A 20,826-nucleotide genomic window follows, 5' to 3' on the forward strand; every position below is an offset into this window, starting at 1 on the left:
CAATCCCACATGATTAATTCTTATTCTGATTGTGGCTTACTTACGATGTATTAACTGATTAACCGCTAATAATTGGATACAAATACGCGAAAGTTACCACTCAGCCAAAGCGATCGCTATTCCTTGTTGCAAATCTGGTGTCAGTGTGGCGTTATTTGCTAACTGCTGCAATTGTTGATGTGCGGCTTCAGCGTCTAAATTTTTCAGTGCCGCGATCGCATGTAGTCTCACCGATGCATTAGAATCGGCTAGCAGTGAAATCAATGGTTCAATAGCTGGCATTTTACCTAACTTTCCTAAAGATAAGGCGATCGCACTTTTAACGTTAGCAATCTCTATGGCTGGATGTTGCAATCGCAGTATTTGCAGTAAAATTTCTGTGGCTGGTGTCGTTAACTGCGGCTTTTGGACTCGTCCCAGAACTGTGACAATTTGTTGCCAAAGTGTCTCGGATGTGGTTTGGTTAAATGCTGTTTGCAAATATTTCAAACTCGATAACGTCCCCACCCAACTTAAAGCGCGGATGGTTTCTAATTGCAGGTTTATCGGTGTCTGAGGTGAAATCAGCAAATCAAATAAGTATTTGGCTGCATCATCACTTCCCATCCGCGAAAGGGAAACTGCGGCTGCACAACAAACCTCAAGGTTAAAGTCGTAAAGCTTGGGTTGCAGTTTCGTCACTAAATCTAATGCTTGGCGTAAGTCGGGGCGAAAACCTAAACCAAGGACTGCTGCACGCCTAACTGTGGCGGCTATATCATCTAAAGCGTTTAACAATTCTGGCGGTACACGTTCGTCATGAAAACTGCTGAGGGCTTCAATTGCGGCGGCGCGGATTGCTGCTTGTGGATCTTGTATTACACTCAATAGCGGTGTGATGGTTTCTGGTTGCCGAATACAAAAAAGCGATCGCACTGCTAAAAGCCTTGTATCTTCATCTGCTAGAAGTTCAGTTAGTGAAGTAATCGCAACAGTACCCATTTGCCCCAGTGCTGTAGCTGCGATCGCTTTGAGTTCTTCATCCTCATCGGTTTTCAACAATTCCACCAAAGACGCGATCGCTTTTGGGTGCTGGAATTCGCCTAAAGTTCGTGCAGCATACCAGCGCAATTCTTCTTCTGCTTCTTCATCTTTTAATATCTCAATGAGTGGTGGAATGGCAATATTTCCCAAGCGAGTTAACACCTTGGTAATTTCCCAGCGTTCTTGAAAATTCCCCATCTCTAACATTGAAATGGCTAATTTCAGCAGATATTCTCGATTTTTAACTATCTCTGGATGTTCACAATCTTGCCCTAAAATTAACTGTTGTAAATATTGAATTAGCGATGACCAATCAGCTCCATCATATGCTGTCTGGGCTTGTACCAAAAGCTGATTGATGTTACTCACGACACCCTGAATTGTAAATTATATGAATACAACAAAAGCACAAATTCGTAAATAAATGTCTACGTTTTTCTGCCCTTACTCTGCTTCCTACTACATCACCACACCAATTTTGATCGGCTCTGAGCGAGGGCTTTAGCTCTGATTTAAGCACTAAAGTGCATAAGCTAAAACACATCTAAGAAAGCATATTAAACTCAATATCTTGTGGAGTGGGCCGAAAAGCCCGCCGAACTCAGACAGGACTTACGCAAAATACCTCTTAAACTCTTATTCCTCCGTGTTCTCTGCGTCTCTGTGGTTCGATTTTCCGTTACCTGTGCGTAAGTCCTATCAGAATTACGAATTATTTTAAGTTGGCTTGACTACAACTGAATTACCCTCAATCTTGGCAGCGTAAGTTTTAAGCGCTTCTGTCGCTGGGCCTTTTTGCACTTTTCCATCAGCCCCAAATTCGGAACCATGACAAGGACAAGTGAATTTTTTTGCCTGAGCTTGCCATCCTACCGTGCAACCTGCGTGAGTACAAGTAGGGTTAACAGCAGTCAGATTTTTGGCTTTAGATGTGCCGACTACCAGCACAGGCCCGACGGGTGAATTTTTCGCCAGCAATTGACCTGTTTTATCTAATTGTGCCGATGTACCCACTGTTTGCCAATCCTTAGATGCTGAAGTTGTCCCAGAAGAACAAGCTGCGATCGCTACAGGTAGAGAACTCGCTATCCAACCCAAACCTACCCAATTAATAAAATCACGACGTTTCATAGCTACTGAAATAATCTCTAAGTTTTAGTTAAGATCTGGCACTCAATGCAACGATTTTAGATTTTGGATTCACAAATCAAGCGGTTTGCGTCACTTATTGGTGACTTTCATGCAAAAAATGCATAAGTTTCATGCATTTTCAGCAATTTTACTATAAAACCGTAACAATTTATACGATTTTAACAGAAATATCAGCTTAAGTTATGAGTATCAAAATTGTTACATGAACATTATCCAAAGCTGCTTGACAAATTCTCAAGACGTAAATGGCAACAAGTTTTCCTTAACTAATCACGGATTTAAAGTTTCGCTTTGGAATGCTCTTGAGTAAAAATAATCAGCCGTAAGCAAATATTAAGTTTTTATTCCCTAAGCCTCGTAGATACAACATCTGATGCAACTACGCATTGGTTGATATTGGGCAATTATCACCACAAATTCTCACCATATTCAGTAATTTAAAACGAGAGTCAGCCTGATGACAGACACAACAACTACCACCACCAGCCTGAATAAGTTCGAGAAATTCAAAGCAGAAAAAGATGGACTCGCCATTAAGAGTGAGATAGAGAAATTTGCCGCTTTGGGCTGGGAAGGAATGAACGAAATAGACCGCGATCATCGACTCAAATGGGTGGGTGTGTTTTTTCGCCCAGTTACCCCAGGTAAGTTTATGATGCGATTGCGGATGCCCAACGGTATTCTCACCAGCAGTCAGATGGGTGTTTTAGCCCAAGTGGTGCAGCGTTACGGAGATGATGGTTGCGCTGATATTACTACGAGACAGAACATCCAATTACGCGGGATCAGGATTGAAGATTTGCCAGATATCTTTAATAGATTTCACGCAGTTGGTTTAACTACTGTCCAGTCAGGGATGGATAATGTCCGCAATATTACAGGTGATCCCGTGGCGGGGTTGGATGCAGATGAGTTGTACGACACGCGAGAGTTGGTACAGCAAATTCAAGATATGCTCACCAACAAAGGGGAAGGAAATCCAGAGTTTAGCAACTTACCACGGAAGTTTAACATTGCGATCGCAGGCGGACGAGACAATTCAGTTCACGCTGAAATCAACGATTTGGCTTTTGTGCCAGCATTTCAAGAAGCAGGGGAGCAAAATTTAGCCTCTGCCCATTCCCACGGAAAAGTTTTCGGGTTTAACGTTTTAGTAGGTGGCTTTTTCTCAGCTAAACGTTGTGAAGCGGCGATTCCCCTAAATGCTTGGGTGGCTCCAGAAGATGTGGTAGCTGTATGTAGAGCGGTTTTGGAAGTCTTTCGTGATCACGGGCCGCGTGCTAATCGGCAAAAATCCCGCTTGATGTGGCTAATTGATGAATGGGGTTTAGAAAAGTTTCGAGCAGAAGTAGAAAACCGTTTGGGTAAATCATTATTACCCGTAGCTGCAAAAGACGAAATCGACTGGGAAAAACGTGACCACATCGGGGTATACAAACAAAAACAGCCAGGATTAAATTACGCAGGCTTGCACATTCCTGTTGGTCGGTTGTATGCCGAAGATATGTTTGAAATCGCACGTATAGCAGAAGTTTACGGTAGTGGCGAAATCCGCTTTACAATTGAACAAAACATCGTTATCCCCAACATTTCTGACTCGCGTTTAGCAACATTTTTAATAGAACCTTTGCTGGAAAGATTTTCTATTGATCCAGGTTTGTTGACGCGATCGCTAGTATCCTGCACAGGCGCACAATTTTGCAACTTTGCTCTCATCGAAACCAAAAACCGCGCCCTGGCAATGATTAAAGCCTTGGAAGAAGAGTTAACCTTCACCAATCCAGTGCGAATTCACTGGACAGGTTGCCCCAATTCCTGTGGACAGCCCCAAGTTGCAGACATTGGCTTGATGGGAACTAAAACTCGCAAAAATGGCAAAACCTTAGAAGGCGTTGACATATATATGGGCGGCAAAGTTGGCAAAGATGCCCATTTAGGAACTTGCGTCATCAAAGGCATACCATGCCAAGACTTGCAGCCAGTATTACAAGACTTACTCATCAAAAACTTTGGGGCAAAACTCAAAGAAGAAACCCTATTAGTTAGTAACTGCTAGTGCTTATCGGGGGAATTGGGCATGGGGCATTGAGCAAAGGTGCAACTTCCGAGTTCGCCTCGTTCCCAGTCTTAAGACTGGGAATGTATTCTGAGAGGCTCTGCCTCTGGTCAAGCCACTGGAGGCGGAGCCTCCCAGAATGGGTTAAGAGCCTAGAGGCTCTTAACCAGTCAGGGCAAGGGCTGTATTTTAACTTAGTGCCATTCGGAATTGGGCAAAACTCATACTTTAACCTCAAAGGCTCAACTCACTGTTTTATTCAATTCATAAAGATTAGAATGCTTAAAAAATTATTTTCATTCAGCGATCGCTACCGCATTTTACATCAGACTTGGTTTGCTTTCTTTCTCACCTTTGTTTGTTGGTTTAACTTTGCTCCCTTTGCGACAACCATTGGCAAAGAGCTACATTTAGGGCCAGAGCAAATCAAAACTTTGGGTATCTGTAACCTTGCTCTCACAATCCCCGCACGACTAATTATTGGGATGCTTCTGGATCGTTTTGGCCCCAGAATCACCTACTCAATGCTGTTGATGTTTGCGGTTGTTCCTTGTTTGGCGACGGCGCTAGCGCAAGACTTTAATCAACTAGTCATCAGCCGTTTGCTGATGGGAATTGTTGGATCTGGGTTTGTGGTTGGTATTCGCATGGTGGCGGAATGGTTCCAGCCGAAGGAAATGGGCATTGCCCAAGGCATTTATGGCGGCTGGGGTAACTTTGGGGCTTTTGGCGCAGAGTTTGCCTTACCGATGCTGGCAGTTTCTACTAGCTTTTTCGCTGGTGGTGCTTCTAACTGGAGGTTTGCGATCGCACTTACAGGGATTATTGCAGCCATCTACGGCGTAATTTATTACAACAGCGTCCAAGATACACCCACTGGGAAAGTTTACAAGAAACCTCAGAAAAATGGTTCTCTAGAAGTAACCAGTATTAAAAGCTTCTGGGCGATGATTGTCTCAAATTTCGGCTTGATTTTCGCCTTGGGTTTATTAGCTTGGCGCTTGGAACAAAAGAACATTCACTTCCTGACTCTGAGCCAAATGTATTTTACTTGGTTGCTATTAGCAGGATTGTTTGCTTACCAAAGTTACAAAGCTTGGGTGGTAAACCGAGAACTTTTAATTGGCAAAAAAACCTACGCTCCATCTGAACGCTTCAAATTTGGTCAAGTAGCCTTACTCGAATTCACTTATATAACTAGCTTTGGCAGTGAACTGGCAGTTGTTTCTATGCTCCCAGCATTTTTTGAAAAAACCTTTGCTTTAGAGCATGTTGTTGCTGGGATGATTGCTGCTACCTATCCGTTCTTAAATTTGATTTCTCGTCCGAGTGGGGGGTTAATTTCTGATAAATTTAGCTCCCGTAAATGGACAATGACAATGATCAGTGCAGGTATTGGTGTTGCCTATTTGATGTCCCTACTGTGGTGTTGGCTGTGGTTTAGAAGTTTCACCTCCAGCCCAACATGGCAAAGCAACTAATCGAGATAGCCAAGGAAATCCAATTTGGCGGGTGCGGGGCGATAAAGCCCATCCATCTAGTCAGGGTATGGTTTGCGTCAAAGGTGCAACGATCGCAGAATCTTTAGATAAAAATAGATTACATTACCCAATGGTGCGAGACTCCTTAGATCAAGAGTTTCGCCGCGTTAGTTGGGATGAAGCTTTTGATCTGATCACCAAGCGCATTCAAACCGTGCGTTTCACCCAAAGGCCAGAAGCCTTATGTATGTATGGTTCCGGTCAGTTTCAAACCGAGGACTACTACATAGCCCAGAAACTCATGAAAGGCTGTCTGGGTACTAATAATTTTGATGCCAACTCACGTTTATGTATGTCTAGTGCTGTGTCTGGCTACATTCAAAGCTTTGGCTCAGATGGACCGCCATGTTGTTATGAAGACTTGGAGTTAACAGACTGTGTATTTTTAATTGGCACTAATACAGCCGAATGTCACCCCATCGTTTTTAACCGACTGCAAAAACATCACAAAAAGAACCGCAAAGTCAAAATGATTGTGGTTGATCCCCGTCGCACACCAACCGCAGAAGCCGCTGATTTGCATTTAGCTATTCGTCCCGGTACAGATATCGACTTATTGAACGGCATCGCCCATTTGTTGATGCGCTGGAACTATATTGATACCATGTTCATGGACGACTGCACCAGCAACTTTCCGGCTTATGCTGAAGTGATTCGCCACTATTCCCCAGAAATAGTAGCAAATCAATGTGGAATCAGCATTGAAGATTTAGAAACAGCAGCTCGCTATTGGGGTAAATCTGAGCGGGTACTGTCTTTGTGGTCAATGGGTGTGAATCAATCCTCAGAAGGGACAGCTAAGGTCAGAACTATCATTAACCTGCACCTGATGACTGGACAGATTGGCAAACCTGGGGCTGGTCCTTTCTCCCTCACTGGTCAGCCAAACGCGATGGGAGGACGGGAAGCCGGGGGTTTGGCGAATTTATTACCGGGTTATCGGGTGGTGAAAAATCCTCAGCACCGTGCAGAAGTTGAGGAGTTTTGGGGACTCAAGCCAGGACAAATTTCGCCCAATCCCGGTTTGACTGCTTGGGACATGATTACTGGCTTGGAAAATGGCGCTGTAGAGTTATTGTGGATTGCAGCGACTAATCCAGCTGTGAGTATGCCAGATTTAGAGCGAACTAAAAAGGCGTTATTGCGATCGCCTTTCACCATTTACCAAGACGCTTATTATCCCACAGAAACCTCTGCTTACGCTCACGTTCTGCTACCAGCAGCCCAGTGGGGTGAAAAAACTGGTGTGATGACAAATTCCGAACGGGTGTTAACTCTATCTCAAGCATTCCGCCAACCGCCAAGAGAAGCTAAAGCAGATTGGGAAATTTTTGCCGAAGTTGGACGTAGGTTAGGTTTTGAGAAAGAATTTGCCTTTACTAACTCGGCTGAAGTTTATGCTGAGTTTGTCAAACTGACTAAAACTCGCCCCTGCGATATGACAGGTATCAGTCACGCGCAATTACAAGCTGAAGGCCCGACTCAATGGCCTTATCCTGAAGAGAGTCCTAATTGTACAGACGCGATTAATCGCGTCTCTAACAAACGCCTTTACACCAATCTCCGCTTCCACACCCCTGATGGACGCGCTCGATTTGGGGCATATTACTCAAAGGGATTGGCAGAACCACCAGACCCAGATTATTCTTTTGTGCTAACTAATGGACGACTTTACGGACATTGGCATACGCAGACGCGCACCGGGCGAATTGAAAAAATTTGCAAAATGCATCCTGAACCGTTTATTGAGATTCATCCCCGTGATGCTGCTAAGTTAGATATTGTAGATAGTATGTATGTAGAAGTGCGATCGCGTCGGGGTAAAGCGAAGTTTCCGGCTAAAGTCACAAAAGCGATCGCGCCTGGTACAGTTTTTGTCCCCATGCACTGGGGTTCGCTGTGGGCAGACAATGCCGAAGCTAACGCCCTCACCCATCCAGAATCTTGCCCTGATTCGCTGCAACCAGAATTAAAAGCCTGTGCAGTGCAGCTGATACCAATTTTGGTGGAAGTTACAATCAAAAATCATCAACTCCAGTCCTCACAATCGTCAGCCGCAAAGTGTACCTAGAAAGTGGTAATTTCTAACCACCAATAGGTAATTTTGTCAATAATCAATAGTCAATAGTTATGATCATTTTTTATGACTCTCTACTTTTGATTGATACCAATTATCATATCTAAAGAGGTAAAATACCTAGTGAAAAGAGGTTTTACTAGCGGAGATTTTAACTATGGATAAAGAATAAAAAACAGATAGAAAACTTACAAAGTATTCGCAACGCATCTTTTTTTTAATCCTCTAGATATATCTATGGGATTTTGTTTTATTTTAGAATCGGGTGCAGCACATGAAAAAACTACTGAGGCGAATTTTAGTAACTACCAGAGATGAGAACTTCATGCACGTTATCGAAAATATAGAAGTGCTAGTTTCTAAAGCTTTATCTATTTTCATGGTAATTGTGATTTTGGTAGCGATTACAGATTTAGGAATATTTATTTTTAAAGAGTTATTTACAGCGCCTTATGGTACATTTAACACAACCTTATATAAGATTTTCGGTTTATTTTTAAATATTTTAATTGCTTTAGAGATTTTAGAAAATATTACAGCCTATTTACGAAAACACGTTTTTCAGGTTGAGTTAGTCATTGTTACTTCTTTAATTGCTGTAGCCAGAAAAATTATTCTTCTTGACTTTGACAAGGTTGGAGGTCTTGATATAATTGGTCTAGGTATAGCTATTCTGTCCCTATCAATTAGTTATTTAATAATTCGGATCAGTAATTCCAAAGATGGAAGTTAAAATAATTCGTAATGGGGATAAAGACAAGAGCCACAAAACTTCCCGCTTTTCCCACTCCCCACTCTCACCCATCAACTTTAGATTTGTCGAACAATGACAGATTTCTTTCAATTTGAAGCAGACTTTGTTGATTCTTTGCGTTGCATCCCCATGCAGGTGCGTTGCAAATTAGATAGCTGTGGCATCAAGCTAAAATTGTCTGATTGGAATCAAATGACTACAGCAGAGCGTCAAGCTTTAGTCGAATTACCTTGCACTACAGAAACCGAAATTGAGTCTTACGGCAAGTATATCCAGGACTTAATTGTACAACGCACAGGTATACCAGCAACAAAATTGCCCATTGAGCCTCATCCTGCATGGCTTGACTCTGCCACTGTACCAGCCAGCCTTCAACAAAAAGCTCAAGAAATAGGTGTAACCCTAACACAGCAACATTGGGCAGCTTTAACGCCTTTACAGCGTTTTGCCTTGATTAAACTCAGCCGCGCCGGACATGAAAACAAAAATTTTCCTACAGCAATGGTAGAATTTCATTTACTTTAATTAGTCAATAGTCATTAACAATCGCGTAGCGTGCCTCCGGCACTCCTTCGCAATTTTTAACTCCATTTCTACTGAGACAAAATTAGTCAATTATCATCGGCAAAAAAACTGACAGATGACGACTGAAAATTATATATTTTGGGAATGAAACTAAATGCAGTAAAAACTACTATTTTTTGATAAATTGTCATGTGTTTAATTTAGCAGTTAGGATATTAAAAGTACACTACCGATACAATCGGATTCATCTGCGTAACAAGCCAAGTTGAAGACAAAGTATCAGTAGATCGAATACTTTTTCACATTAGGTAAAAGAATTTGAAATTTTGCATCTGGAAATTTTAAATTTCTTAGCAGAAAGTGAAGCTATAGTGGATTTAGCAATGCTGCTGTTAATGTGGCTAAGGTTAGTCCTGCTGCCAAATTATGTGAAGAATTAGTTTAGAAACGCACTTCTTATCGATGACAGGCAAAAACGCGAGATATAATGCATTTCTGCGGCTAGTGTCTGGTAATGGGGCAGATTTGGGATCAGAATCTCGCTACTCGCTGCCCCCCAGTAAAGAAATGGTAATTGGACGCGATCCCAGCTGCCAAGTTGTCTTGGATGCCATGATCTACCGAATGGTATCTCGTCGTCATGCGGTGGTTCGTCCCCTTTCTCTATCTCCAGATAGCAAATTCAGCTGGGTGTTGTGTGATTTGAATAGTGCTAATGGTACTTATTTGAATGGACAACGCTTGTATGAATGTCAGGAATTGCACCCAGGCGATCGCATTTCTCTCGGTGCTGATGGGCCACAATACGTTTTTGAGTACGAGTTTACCTCAGTGACACCGGCCACGACAGTTAACCAACTTACACCATTACCTTCGGCGACGAACTACCACAACCACACGCAATTAAAGCAGCCAGATTCTGTTAGCTTTACCCAGCTTTTCCCGATTATTTCCACTGGTAAAGATTTAACTCGGAAAGCTTACCTCATACCGGGAATACTCACCGTAATCTTTGTAGTGTTAATGTTTGCTACAGTTGGTCAGCCCCAAGCTAATCAAGTTATTGTCGCAACTTACATCGCCTTCGCTGCCTACTATTTTGTTTACCAACTTTGCGGCAAACAGAAGCCTTGGTGGGTGCTAATAGCTGCGGCATTGGGTACGATGCTGATTTTGCTCAGTCCGGTGTTGGGTTTATTTATCTTCGTGTTTCGCGGCGTCCTACCTGGAAACTTACCCTCGTCCCAAGAATCTATTACCTTCACAGAGTTACTGGTGCGGATGTTTTTTGGCGCTGGCTTGATGGAGGAATTACTCAAGGCATTGCCTGTACTAGGGGCTTTTGCTATCGGTAGAATGTTGTCTTCACCTTGGCGGGAACGCATCGGGGTTTGGGAACCTCTAGATGGTATTCTCCTGGGAACAGCTTCTGCTGTGGGCTTCACTCTCTTGGAAACTCTCGGACAATATGTGCCAGATGTTACTCAAAATATCTCGCAACAGGTGGGTACAGGCGCGGCGGGTCAACTGGCGGGTTTACAACTGCTAATTCCGCGAATTTTAGGCTCTGTAGCCGGACACATGGCTTATAGTGGCTACCTGGGTTATTTTATCGGGTTGGCTGTCCTCAAACCCAGGAGAAGTTGGCAAATTCTTTCTATTGGTTATCTTAGTGCCTCTGCGCTCCATGCTTTGTGGAATGCTACAGGCTCAATCAATGCCTTGCTGTTGGTAGTTGTTGGGGTATTGTCTTACGCCTTTTTGATGGCGGCAATTCTCAAGGCACGGGCGCTATCACCGACGCGATCGCAAAATTTTGCTACCCGATTTATTGGCCCAAAATAAGAATTCAAAATTCTACCCTTACAAAGAAAAAGACAGTATTTATCTCTTGGGATAGATGGCCTAGTTTGAATATCAGCGTATCCTGAATTGATTCTGGGTTAACTATACCTACAAAAATAAAAATCATTAAACTTGTTGCAAAAGTGTTGATTTTTGACTCTGTGTAAGGCAAACCAATATCTTTGCAAGATATGCCTCTGAACATAGTAAATGCAAAAGGCGAGCTGCTGCCAACACAAGGTATGCTCAAAATTTTAGCTTTCTCTACTTTTCCTCTCACCTGTCACCTGTTCCCGATTTATGGTTCCGACTGAGACTTGTTAAGTTGAGTCAAAGCATAGGAAGCGATCGCTAAACTCAGCTTTGCCTTCTCTACTTCTGATAAAGCTGTCCACTCGCTATTTTGAAGATTACTGGGCGCAGATGCCGCGTTTTGCGATTCGCTACTTCGCATCGCGTAAGTAAAAGGACGAGCCAAAACTAAAAGATCCTCTTTTCCCCAAGTTGGTAGGACTGTCTGAACGCACTCAACCAGTTGCTCACCGATTAATTGGCCAGCAGCAAATATCTCAGCAGCTTTGCTAGCGATGGCGTTGAGCAATACTTGGGGGACAGAGGCAGAAAAAGTAGTACGTAATGCTTCTTGAAGATTAAGCACTACTGCCTGTTGTTGGTTGTGATTGTCGTCTGGTGTAGAAGCAATACCAGACCAAAGTGTGTCTACATGGCTGTAAAAATCTGATGATCGCCTTGTCAGTTCTTCCTCAAGGAAATCTGGCATTCCGAACTGTTGTTCTAGTTCCTGAAAATAAGCTTCTGATTGCTCATCACCTGGATTCCAGGGATAGGTAGCATCCTCTGGTTCTAATAACGCTTCTAAAAACTCTAATTCTATTTGAGATGGCAAAGAAGAGAAAGTCTCTGAGCCGTTAATTTTTTTAGACATTTTTTATGCCTCAATATTATTTGGTAGTATTGATAACTACAATTCCTGAGAAGAGATTTCCGCAAAAACAGATTTCAAAAGCTGATGCTCAACATCAAAATCCATTTCTGCGATCGCTCTACTACGAGTCCTCAATCATAAACTCCCAAGTTTCACCTCTGGCACTTCCAAACTTTAACTGCATCCCCGATTTCAAAGGGACTTCCTCTCGGAGGATTTGTTGCCAACCATTAAGTCCTAAAAACCAGGTTGTACCGTAGGTGGAAAAATCTTGCAAGTAATAAGTTCGGATGAATGTAGCATCAGTAACAGTATTACGGCAGAAGATTTCGGCGTGGCGTTTGGATACAGATGGTTCGGGGATGACAATATCATTGTCGTTTGTGCGACCGATGCGGGTAACTCCATAACGCAACAACCAGGTTTTACCTTTTGGAGTCAGCGATCGCAAAGAAGCAGTTAGAAGCGGGGAACCTAGATCAGGAATGGCTGTGTCTGGTATTTCCGTAATACCTTCATCCAGATTCTTAATGAGTTCGCCATTAAAATCTGGATGCAGGTAGAGAACAGGCAAAGTCCAAGCAGGTTGATTAAATTTATACAATGTTAACAACTCTTGCCTAGCTTGTGCTACGGCTTCATCAATTGGTTTGTGCGATCGCAAAGCTTTGGTAAAGGCTTGAATAAAACTGTGGCTTTCCTGGTCAGCAATTTCATCGCGCATTCCCAAAACCGCAGGCACACCATGACGAATTAGGACTTCTGCTAAACTGCTGGTAGGTATGGCTTGATGATTCCTAGCAGCAGGTTGTGCGCCCCAACAGGCGTTAAAAACCGCTAGTTTCACACCTGTACGGGTGAGTACTTGCGCCAATTCTATCCCATTCAGGGGCATATCTGGTCGTAAAAATAGTAAGCCCCCGTCTGGGTCTGGCAAACCATGCCCAGCGTAAAAGAAAACATTGTATGCTTTGGTTTCTAATTCATCAATCAACTGCTGGGGAGTTGGTTGTAGGAGTTGATTCACTATACAAGGTGCATATCTTTGGGAATTACTACCCACGGACGTATCTGCAAGAATTTGCTGTAAGATTGCAGCTTCTTGTTCCAGTTGCAGGTTTTGATCATGACCTAAAACCAGCAGGATAGTTAAAGCCTTGTCAGTTCGCAAATCCGGTAAGGCGTCAACTTCAGTGCTGGTGCGACTAAATAGCAAATTTGGGGAGAGAGACATAGCCGATTGACCTGGCTCACACTGCATAATTTCCCAAGGGAAAGCGATGAGATTTGGGTCACGAATTTCTAATCGAAAGCGCAAACGTGTATGCTGACCCATCGCAATCCCGCGACTACGTTCTAGACTACCGAGAATTTGTCCCTCGAATACCCAGCGCCATAAATTCATTCCCAAGTATTGCATCAGACGACTGCTGTAGGGACTGGTGGTTTCACTTGAAGGGAGTGAAATCCAATCTATGGGCAATGCTTTTTGAGATGTTGAGTTTGAGGAAATATCGAGGCGACTATGACCAGCAAACATCTGTTGCCATTCTTGCCAGACTTGAGTGAGTTCAGCAGGCCATACACAGTCACGTAAAACGTAGCCACTGGGATAGGGAGCCTTGACCACCCAAATGGCGAAGTTGTCAGTGCCAGTGTTTAAAAGACGGGCGATCGCCAAATTCAGGGATGGCATGGATTAATTAAAGTGAACGACGCAAAATCATGAAAAAACGAACCGCAAAGGACGCAAAGGAATAAGGTTTCAGAGAGTTATTGCCTAAGTCCTACTGTTATCTAAGTAGGATTGTTGTCAGTTGGTTGAGTAACTGGCGGTTGTGTGACAGTTCTACATGGATTTGGTACGTCTGATTGTAAAACAGAGACGCCAAAACTCCTCAGTTGGGACAAGTTCAGCAATACTGTTGCTGGCAAAGGTTTGGGATTTTGGGGAACCGAGATAATTACTGCTGGGTTATTAGTATTAGCTGAACTTTGTGTGCTTTTATTGGCACAGACTCGCATAGACACCGAAAAATCCCCAGAAGCAGGTTGGGGATTTGATTTTTTCTGAATAACTTCTAAAAAAGTCCCACGGGGAAGTGATTGGTTGTTTCCTAAGGGAATTTCCTTGTTGGTTTTAATTACCCAACCAAGAGAAAGGTTAGCAAGCGATCGCGCTGTGGGTATCGCTTCAATGGTAGGATTTTGAGTTGGTGTGGGATTGGAAACAATGGGAAGTATCCCTGATGGCGATCGCAGTTGCTTCACGAAGAATCCTAAAGCACCTGCTGCGATCACAAATATTAGCGGAACTATCCACTGTAGCGGCAATTGGCGAGTTTTGACCGGCTCCTTTTCGGGAATCACCTGAGTTTTATGGTTTGGGCTACCTAAAAGTGTCGTATCTGTCGCTCTGGAGGGCAAATCAACAGTTTTCGGGGAATAACTCTCTGGAATCACTGCTTTAATGGTGATTTCTGGTTCCCAGTATTGAACTTGATAGTGGACTAAAGCGACGGTGACATTATCGTGTCCATTTTTAGTATTAGCGATTTCCACTAATCTATCGGCAACATTTACTATATTTGTCTCTCCAAGCAGAATCGGTAAAATTTCTGTTTCCCAGCACTCTTCCACCCGATCAAAATCACTCAAACCATCGGATGTGAGCAGAAAAACAGCATCTTCATCGAGCATAAACCGTCCCGAAGTGGGATGCAATGAAGTGCTGGAACCCATCCCCAAAGCCTGAACCAGAGAGCCAGCAGCACTCTGTTGCACAGCCTCGCGGTAAATCGCATAACCTAGCCGCACTTCGCGGGAGGCGACATCATCATCAAGGGTAACTTGATAACAGCCGTGGCGTGTAATCCAGTAGGCACGACTATCACCAACATGGGTAATGTACATTTCGTGTGCAACAGGCAAAGCCATGACTAAAGTCGTGCCCATGCGTTGACGCCCTTGGCGATTTTCAGCGTCATTGCGCTGACTAATTTTGTCGTTGGCAATAGCCACTGCCTTTTCTAGGTCATCAAGCAGCAGTGAAGGGTCTATGTGGTCGTAGGGAACTTTTGTTAGTTGCTGTACCTGCTGCTGAATCGTTTCAATCGCTAAATTTGAGGCGACATTGCCGCCCTCGTGTCCACCGATGCCATCACAGACAATTGCTAAGGCTGTTGGCTGGGGTGGTTTGCTCACCAGAGTACCACTGGGGGGGCTACAGGCATCTTCGTTACGTTGGCGACTTGGGCCAGTGTCGGTTTTGGTGATAATTTGGATCGTAGGTGTTTGCGATCGCCCTAACCCAGCCAGTCCCCGATCTAAAACTCCGATTAATTGCTCGCTGGAATTCATCTTTCCCTGAATTAAGGAAAGGCTAACCTGATCAACAAATTCAGCTATAGCTGGTTTGGCATCACTGACCAACTGCTGCCAAAATTCACCTAATTCGGGCAATTCTGGTGATGTTGCGACATCGAAACGCAAATCCAACAACCGTACTAATGATCCTTCTACCCGTAATATGTATGAGTCAAGTAAGCTAGAGGCGACACCTTCACTCGTCAGAGGTTGCCACAAATGAGCTATTTGCCATAACCAATTGAGTTGGCGCATTGATGTTGCATCACGCCAAGCGGTGGTTAACTCGCTGCACAAATGCACTTGTTGGATTGTGTCATCTACTAATAGAGGCGGTTTTTCTAAGAGTAATATTTCTCGATGCTCAGTTCCCTCACCTACAAAAAGCACTCCATATAACTGCGGTACGTGTAAGCGGTAAGGAATGAGTCTCAAGTAAGCTTTGGGGATCTGGAGATTATCTAACTCAGGCGTTAGGGCTAATAAACCAGGCTTCGTATCTAAAAGAACAAATTTGTCAAGGACTAAATAGCGATCGGCTAATATTTCTCCAGGGCTACCCACACTCGGGCCATCTACCACAGCCCAGAGGTAATTTTTGGGTAGGGGCGTGGAACATCGCTGGCAAAACTTGTGAGTCAGGGGGTTAGCAGCCTGACAATTTTCATTTGGACAGTAGAGCGTTGCCGCGTCATTTTCCATAGTTTTCCCACCGATCAGCGATTGGCAATTTCTTTAACAGCATTAGTAGGGACAATCTAGACCGCTCATCTTTCTGAAATTTGACATACCCAGACTTTAGATGATGATTTTAGCTGGCGGATATCAGCAGGTGCTAAAGCTTATTTATCCAAAGAATACGCTCCCAAGTCAACCCGACAGCCTGATCATAGCTTCTATTGCTCTGTGACTCTCCATCAATAAGCAACTAACTCCAACCCTGTCCCCAAAGCATAACCCAAGCATGACTATGTTATTTGCTTTTGCTGAATTACCCCATCATCAACAGACAGATAATGTTGGTATTTATTTAGTTTATAAGTAGGATAGCAACAATTAACTTTAATTAAGAATTAAGATAATTGAATATACTTTTGCCCAAAGTAGCTGACGAATTAAAAAAACCTCTCTTCTTCATCTCTCTCCTACAAGGAGGAGCCACTGCGTTGGGCGGGCAATGCCCGACTTAAAGCACGTGGCGTCAGAGACTTGGAATTTTCCCCCTGAGAGCGTCGGGAAGGGGCTGATTCCCTATGACCGGAATTGTCAAGGGTTCAGCCAGCCCGCTACCAAGTATTGAGCTTATTTCTCCTCAATTGCAACTTGAGGGACTCCCATGCTGTAGTTGGTAACGCGGGCAGAGAGATTGTAGCTGAGTTCGCCGATTTGCAGGAGCGATCGCAGATAATGCTCTAAGTCTGACCCCACACGGCGTAAGTTATATTCGGTGAGGTCTACGCCACTAGATGCTTCTACAAGTTCATCAAATTTTCGGTAAACCTTTTGCAGCGCATCTTCATTCCAGTTAAATTCGTTATCTGGGTCAATATCTAAGGTTAAGACCTGTTGACTAGGAACCAGTTCGCCATCCCGGTCAATTTCGCCTGCAAAAATGCGGACATGCCGGGTTGTGGACTTGAGCAACATTGGGTTATCCATAAAAGGGTGTAAGATTTGGGTGGATTACACTGAAATTATTGTAGACGTTATATCTGAAGCTTGAATGCTCTCAATTTACAAGCTTTGAACGCAGTTTTAAAAGAGTATATTGAATGGGCATAAGTAAAAATATCACCTGTACTGATTAACTTAATACTTCTGTTAAGAGTTGAAGACATAGCTTACTGCTAGTACTGACAGTAGTCCAATTATTTTTCTGTAAAAATTACTGGGTAGAGTGTTTTTATTTAGGGTACTAATCTTACCTACTGCGAAGATTTTTGGATTCATTAAGCCCAAAAGACAGTAGGGGCAGGCACTCGGCAGGAATAATTTCATCTGGGTATATTTTTTAATGGAGAACAAAAATTTTTAGCTTAATAACTATGTTCAGAAATTTATTCGGAATTTGCTGTTGATAAAAACGTACATCAAGTAATTTTACGGAATAGCGCTACATCGACCACTGGTTTTAATAAACTCAAAAAAGTTAAGCGGTTTTACTTACGTATAAACACCAAAATTAAAGTAACAAGTAAAACTGTTGTTGACGTTAACATAAAGTTGATGTAAAAAGGTTTAAAAAAGTCGAGCAATTTCTTACAGAAACTTTATTGTGTAGAATTTTAAAAACTGAATAATAGTTATGGCTTACCATAAGCTATATCTGGCACAGGAACATCAAAATCTACCTTGAAAAAAAATACAGGAGAGTGAAATGGGATACAAAGGAGATTGATAAAGGAAAAGTCTTAATTGAAGCATTTTGGATTCAAAAAAGATACAAATAATTTTGCTGGACATCTACCTCTTTAGCCTCATGACCACCAAGTAAAGGAATCTCAATAGCTATGAACTCCAAAGCATTACCACGCCAAATAAATAATCTCGAAGTAGGTGTTTATGAGTGCGAAATACATCTCAAATTCCGGTTGATTGAGGAAAAGAGTCTATTGGGCGATCGCGAACAACTATTACAGGTGTTACTTGATGCTTTAACCGAAGGTTCTGATGACTTTCTGGAGACGTTGCAAGCGTCCGTTAAAGCGCAGGAAGTGTCTGAGTTCAAAGCCTCACCTCAAATGCGGCGTCAGCTAATGCGCTTGCGTAATGTTGCTGAAAATCCCCAAACTTAAAGGTGTAATTTAAGTAGTTAAACAACGTGAATTGGGCATCAAAATCAAATGTTGATCCCATACTTGCGTTGCCATAAAAACTTAGCAGTAAGTAGAATTCATAAAATATTGTGATTTCTACTTTGTGAAGGTCTTATTTAGCAGCACAAAGTCCCAGAAACAGTTTCCGCTATTAAAAACTTTGTAGCAAAGAGTACTGGTAGAATCTGAGAGCAAATTCAGCCGGGTGCATTTTACCGAGTTTTTATTAAAACATTGCAGGAATAACAAACCCCTGTGTCTTTACAGATGGGGAAAGGGAGATAAGGGAGACAAGGGAGACAAGGGAGACAAGGGGACAAGGAAAATAACAATGCCCAATGCCCAATGCCCAATGCCCAATGCCCAATGCCCAATACTTCTCTATGAGAGGCTACGCCAACGGCTTCTCTACGAGACCCTTCTCTACGAGACGCTGCGCGAACGGCAAGCTCAGGGCACCGCGCTGTTCGCGTTCGCTCAGTACAAGTGCCCAATGCCTATTTAGCAAGACCGTGTTCTAGGGCAAAACGAACTAACTCTGTACGGCTACTGGTGCCAGTTTTACTAAATAAACGGCTGACGTACTTTTCTACATTGCGAACGCTGGTTTCTAAGCGACGGGCGATTTCTTTGTTCATCAACCCTTCAGCGACTAAGTTCAAAACACTTTGTTCTCTGGGAGTCAAATCAATTTTGAAAGGGGCTGGCGATTGGGAAATGGCATTTCTTTGAGTTAACAATGCCTTAATTTGGGCAATCTGATTGGCTAGTTCAGCAAGATCGGGGGTTTCAGCGTCATCTCCGGTACTTGCGGACTTAGCGGCGCGGCGGGCTAGCAAATTTTCAACTATAGCCACTAACTCGTCGGGATCGAAGGGTTTGGGTAGATAGGCATCAACACCAGCATGATAGCCTTGGATGCGATCGCCTGTCATACCTTTAGCAGTTAAAAATACTACCGGGAGTGCTTGGAAACGGGGATCTTCTCGCAGTTGCTTGAGGAACTGATAGCCATCTACTTGAGGCATCATCACATCGGAAATCACTAAATCCGGTGTATTCAGCTGCATCCATTCCCAACCTTCAAAGGCGTTACTGGCGACTTGAACGCTGAAACCGCTCTCTTGCAAATAGTCTTTCACGGCTTCCCGTATCCCTGGTTCATCATCCACCAGTAACAATTGTGCTGACATTTAAAATTTCCTTGAGTTTTCCTTTTTCCAATTTAGCGAAAGTTGACGGGCATTGATCAAGAGTTTGACCCTCACCCCCAGCCCCTCTCCCAAAATTGGGAGAGGGGAGCAAATTCTCTAGTTCCCCGAATCCCAACTTGGGATTCGGGGTTAGGGGATGAGGGTAAAACGTCTTCTCAAAGCAGATTTTTTCTTAACTTAACACCAATGGCTTTCCGACTCACCCCACAATAAGTAGTTGGATATTTTTTTATCGTAAATCAAAGGGTTAAAATCTCCGTCTGAAAATGTCTAAAATGTTTGAATTTTGTTAACGCAGCGTTAGCGAGTCCGCGTTCGCGCAGCGCGATGCCCTGAGCTTGCCGTTCGCGCAGCGTCTCGTAGAGAAGGGTCTCGTAGAGAGCGTCATTTTGAATTGTTAATTGTCAGTCCCTTATTCTTGCAGCCGATCAATGATCTTGGCATTCTCTGGCAGCTTGGTATCTCGTTGCCCAGCAGCACGCGCCCTAGCTGTGAACAAACCAATGGGAGTATTTAATAAATCTACAAGGGTGGCTTGACCCGCGATTGCCTTCTTAATATCCCTTGGTATTTCTTTCAATAACCAACGTACTAAGCGATAGCCGCATTCTTTGGGTGTAATCTCTCGCATCAAATCGACACCGTGCAGTTCGTGCAGATAGCGATTTGAGCGTCCATAGCGCCGCCATTGACTTTGGAGTTCTTCAAGTGTAGCACGGTGGCGGTGCTGAACGATCGCATTCGCGCTAAATTCCAAACGCCCGATGTTTTCCCCCAAAATCCGCCAGCAAATATCTGCATCGCCACCAGTGGTAAGATAAGGCCGAAATAAACCCGCTTTTTCTAAGGCAATGCGTCGAATCGCTAAATTAGCCGTTTGACCATAGGGACGAAAGGAATGGTCAAGGGTATGCTTTTGTGACAAAGTTTCTTGACGGTCTGCATGTTGTTCTAGCAGAGTTGTGCCTGGTAGTGCCAAAATTTCACCAGCGACAATTACCACTTCTTTGTTGATAAAAGGCGCAATTAATGCATTTAACCATTGCGGTTGTGGACGACAATCTGCATCGGTAAAAACTATAATTTCACCGCTAGCGGCGTGAATCCCAGTATTACGAGCAGCGTATGAGCTTTGAATTTGGTTTTGGCTCAACGGGTAAATTGTAATTGGGCAATTTTCAGCAGATGTTTTCAGGATGGTAAGAGTGCGATCGCTACTATTATTGTCCACCAATAAGTACTCTACCCGGTCTTTTGGGTAGGTTTGAGACAACAGACAATTGATTAAGTCTGATAAATCCGCCTCACCGTTATAAATAGGAACAACCACCGACACCATTGGTAAAAAGCTGGTGGCGGTGGTTGCATCAACTGGCTGATGATTCATAAATCTGAGATTTGGGAGATGGGGTTACTAGCTAGTATTCCCAAACCAAAATCCTAGAACGACAATATCAAGCAGTTTTTATAACTCCAAAAATCTTGATTTGGGAATATATGAACAGTACTGA

At 43.3% G+C, this 20,826-nt stretch carries 15 protein-coding genes and 2 pseudogenes; 8 read left to right on the forward strand and 9 right to left on the reverse strand.

Translation table 11 applies throughout. From position 1 onward, the window contains the following. Positions 1-93: 93 nt before the first annotated feature. The gene (locus HWQ38_RS36460) at positions 94-1,392 is read right to left on the reverse strand and encodes a HEAT repeat domain-containing protein (RefSeq protein WP_292804147.1); all 1,299 of its coding nucleotides are present in this window, start codon (positions 1,390-1,392) and stop codon (positions 94-96) included. 348 nt (positions 1,393-1,740) lie between these two features. Then, positions 1,741-2,154, reverse strand: coding sequence for a ubiquinol-cytochrome c reductase iron-sulfur subunit (locus HWQ38_RS36465; protein WP_292804148.1), 414 nt, complete (start codon positions 2,152-2,154; stop codon positions 1,741-1,743). Positions 2,155-2,632: 478 nt separating this feature from the next. On the opposite strand from HWQ38_RS36465, the gene HWQ38_RS36470 reads away from it, so the two are divergent. The 6 genes and pseudogenes from HWQ38_RS36470 (at position 2,633) to HWQ38_RS36495 (ending at position 10,973) form a co-directional block, all read left to right on the forward strand. Then, complete coding sequence (locus HWQ38_RS36470; protein ID WP_292804150.1) at positions 2,633-4,231, forward strand: ferredoxin--nitrite reductase; 1,599 nt, start codon at positions 2,633-2,635, stop codon at positions 4,229-4,231. A 278-nt stretch (positions 4,232-4,509) separates the two neighbouring features. After that, a pseudogene (locus HWQ38_RS36475) lies at positions 4,510-5,649 on the forward strand (MFS transporter); the annotation flags it as partial. Next, a pseudogene (locus tag HWQ38_RS36480) lies at positions 5,645-7,843 on the forward strand (nitrate reductase); the annotation flags it as partial. The pseudogenes HWQ38_RS36475 and HWQ38_RS36480, both read left to right, overlap by 5 nt. A 280-nt stretch (positions 7,844-8,123) precedes the next feature. After that, on the forward strand, positions 8,124-8,582 hold the full coding sequence (locus tag HWQ38_RS36485; protein WP_292804152.1) for a phosphate-starvation-inducible PsiE family protein: 459 nt from the start codon (positions 8,124-8,126) through the stop codon (positions 8,580-8,582). A gap of 93 nt (positions 8,583-8,675) precedes the next feature. Then, complete coding sequence (locus HWQ38_RS36490; protein WP_292804154.1) at positions 8,676-9,128, forward strand: nitrate reductase associated protein; 453 nt, start codon at positions 8,676-8,678, stop codon at positions 9,126-9,128. Between the two features lie 462 nt (positions 9,129-9,590). Then, complete coding sequence (locus HWQ38_RS36495) at positions 9,591-10,973, forward strand: PrsW family glutamic-type intramembrane protease (protein WP_292804156.1); 1,383 nt, start codon at positions 9,591-9,593, stop codon at positions 10,971-10,973. 4 nt (positions 10,974-10,977) lie between these two features. Here the strand turns inward: HWQ38_RS36495 and HWQ38_RS36500 are convergent, their stop codons facing one another. The 5 genes from HWQ38_RS36500 to HWQ38_RS36520 all read right to left on the reverse strand — a co-directional run bounded on the left by HWQ38_RS36500 (position 10,978) and on the right by HWQ38_RS36520 (position 16,944). Beyond that, entirely contained in the window at positions 10,978-11,253 is a 276-nt protein-coding gene (locus HWQ38_RS36500; protein WP_292804158.1) for a hypothetical protein, read from the reverse strand. Between the two features lie 18 nt (positions 11,254-11,271). After that, entirely contained in the window at positions 11,272-11,919 is a 648-nt protein-coding gene (locus HWQ38_RS36505) for a hypothetical protein (RefSeq protein ID WP_292804160.1), read from the reverse strand. A 121-nt stretch (positions 11,920-12,040) separates the two neighbouring features. Continuing rightward, positions 12,041-13,615, reverse strand: a complete 1,575-nt coding sequence (locus HWQ38_RS36510) for a CHAT domain-containing protein (RefSeq protein ID WP_292804162.1) — start codon at positions 13,613-13,615, stop codon at positions 12,041-12,043. 101 nt (positions 13,616-13,716) lie between these two features. Further along, positions 13,717-15,987, reverse strand: a complete 2,271-nt coding sequence (locus HWQ38_RS36515) for a protein phosphatase 2C domain-containing protein (RefSeq protein WP_292804164.1) — start codon at positions 15,985-15,987, stop codon at positions 13,717-13,719. Between the two features lie 600 nt (positions 15,988-16,587). Next, entirely contained in the window at positions 16,588-16,944 is a 357-nt protein-coding gene (locus HWQ38_RS36520) for an NAD(P)H-quinone oxidoreductase subunit M (RefSeq protein ID WP_292804166.1), read from the reverse strand. Between the two features lie 851 nt (positions 16,945-17,795). On the opposite strand from HWQ38_RS36520, the gene HWQ38_RS36525 reads away from it, so the two are divergent. Both HWQ38_RS36525 and HWQ38_RS36530 read left to right on the forward strand, forming a co-directional pair. After that, on the forward strand, positions 17,796-18,080 hold the full coding sequence (locus tag HWQ38_RS36525) for an Npun_R1517 family heterocyst differentiation transcriptional regulator (protein ID WP_292804168.1): 285 nt from the start codon (positions 17,796-17,798) through the stop codon (positions 18,078-18,080). Between the two features lie 226 nt (positions 18,081-18,306). After that, entirely contained in the window at positions 18,307-18,606 is a 300-nt protein-coding gene (locus tag HWQ38_RS36530) for a hypothetical protein (protein ID WP_292804170.1), read from the forward strand. Here the strand turns inward: HWQ38_RS36530 and HWQ38_RS36535 are convergent. Both HWQ38_RS36535 and HWQ38_RS36540 read right to left on the reverse strand, forming a co-directional pair. Continuing rightward, entirely contained in the window at positions 18,599-19,294 is a 696-nt protein-coding gene (locus tag HWQ38_RS36535) for a response regulator transcription factor (protein ID WP_292804172.1), read from the reverse strand. The two genes, HWQ38_RS36530 and HWQ38_RS36535, sit on opposite strands and share 8 nt — an antisense overlap. 433 nt (positions 19,295-19,727) lie before the next feature. Beyond that, positions 19,728-20,702 (reverse strand): glycosyltransferase, encoded by a 975-nt coding sequence (locus HWQ38_RS36540; RefSeq protein ID WP_292804174.1) that lies wholly within the window; start codon positions 20,700-20,702, stop codon positions 19,728-19,730. Positions 20,703-20,826: the final 124 nt, after the last annotated feature.

Source organism: Nostoc sp. NMS7 (assembly GCF_017115085.1).
Taxonomy (GTDB): domain Bacteria; phylum Cyanobacteriota; class Cyanobacteriia; order Cyanobacteriales; family Nostocaceae; genus Nostoc.

Coding starts and splice junctions, on each gene's coding strand:
- HWQ38_RS36465 (WP_292804148.1), bottom strand. CDS start 2,154: ATGAAACGTCGTGATTTTATTAATTGGGTAGGTTTGGGTTGGATAGCG.
- HWQ38_RS36470 (WP_292804150.1), top strand. CDS start 2,633: ATGACAGACACAACAACTACCACCACCAGCCTGAATAAGTTCGAGAAA.
- HWQ38_RS36485 (WP_292804152.1), top strand. CDS start 8,124: ATGAAAAAACTACTGAGGCGAATTTTAGTAACTACCAGAGATGAGAAC.
- HWQ38_RS36490 (WP_292804154.1), top strand. CDS start 8,676: ATGACAGATTTCTTTCAATTTGAAGCAGACTTTGTTGATTCTTTGCGT.
- HWQ38_RS36495 (WP_292804156.1), top strand. CDS start 9,591: ATGACAGGCAAAAACGCGAGATATAATGCATTTCTGCGGCTAGTGTCT.
- HWQ38_RS36505 (WP_292804160.1), bottom strand. CDS start 11,919: ATGTCTAAAAAAATTAACGGCTCAGAGACTTTCTCTTCTTTGCCATCT.
- HWQ38_RS36510 (WP_292804162.1), bottom strand. CDS start 13,615: ATGCCATCCCTGAATTTGGCGATCGCCCGTCTTTTAAACACTGGCACT.
- HWQ38_RS36515 (WP_292804164.1), bottom strand. CDS start 15,987: ATGGAAAATGACGCGGCAACGCTCTACTGTCCAAATGAAAATTGTCAG.
- HWQ38_RS36520 (WP_292804166.1), bottom strand. CDS start 16,944: ATGGATAACCCAATGTTGCTCAAGTCCACAACCCGGCATGTCCGCATT.
- HWQ38_RS36525 (WP_292804168.1), top strand. CDS start 17,796: ATGAACTCCAAAGCATTACCACGCCAAATAAATAATCTCGAAGTAGGT.
- HWQ38_RS36535 (WP_292804172.1), bottom strand. CDS start 19,294: ATGTCAGCACAATTGTTACTGGTGGATGATGAACCAGGGATACGGGAA.
- HWQ38_RS36540 (WP_292804174.1), bottom strand. CDS start 20,702: ATGAATCATCAGCCAGTTGATGCAACCACCGCCACCAGCTTTTTACCA.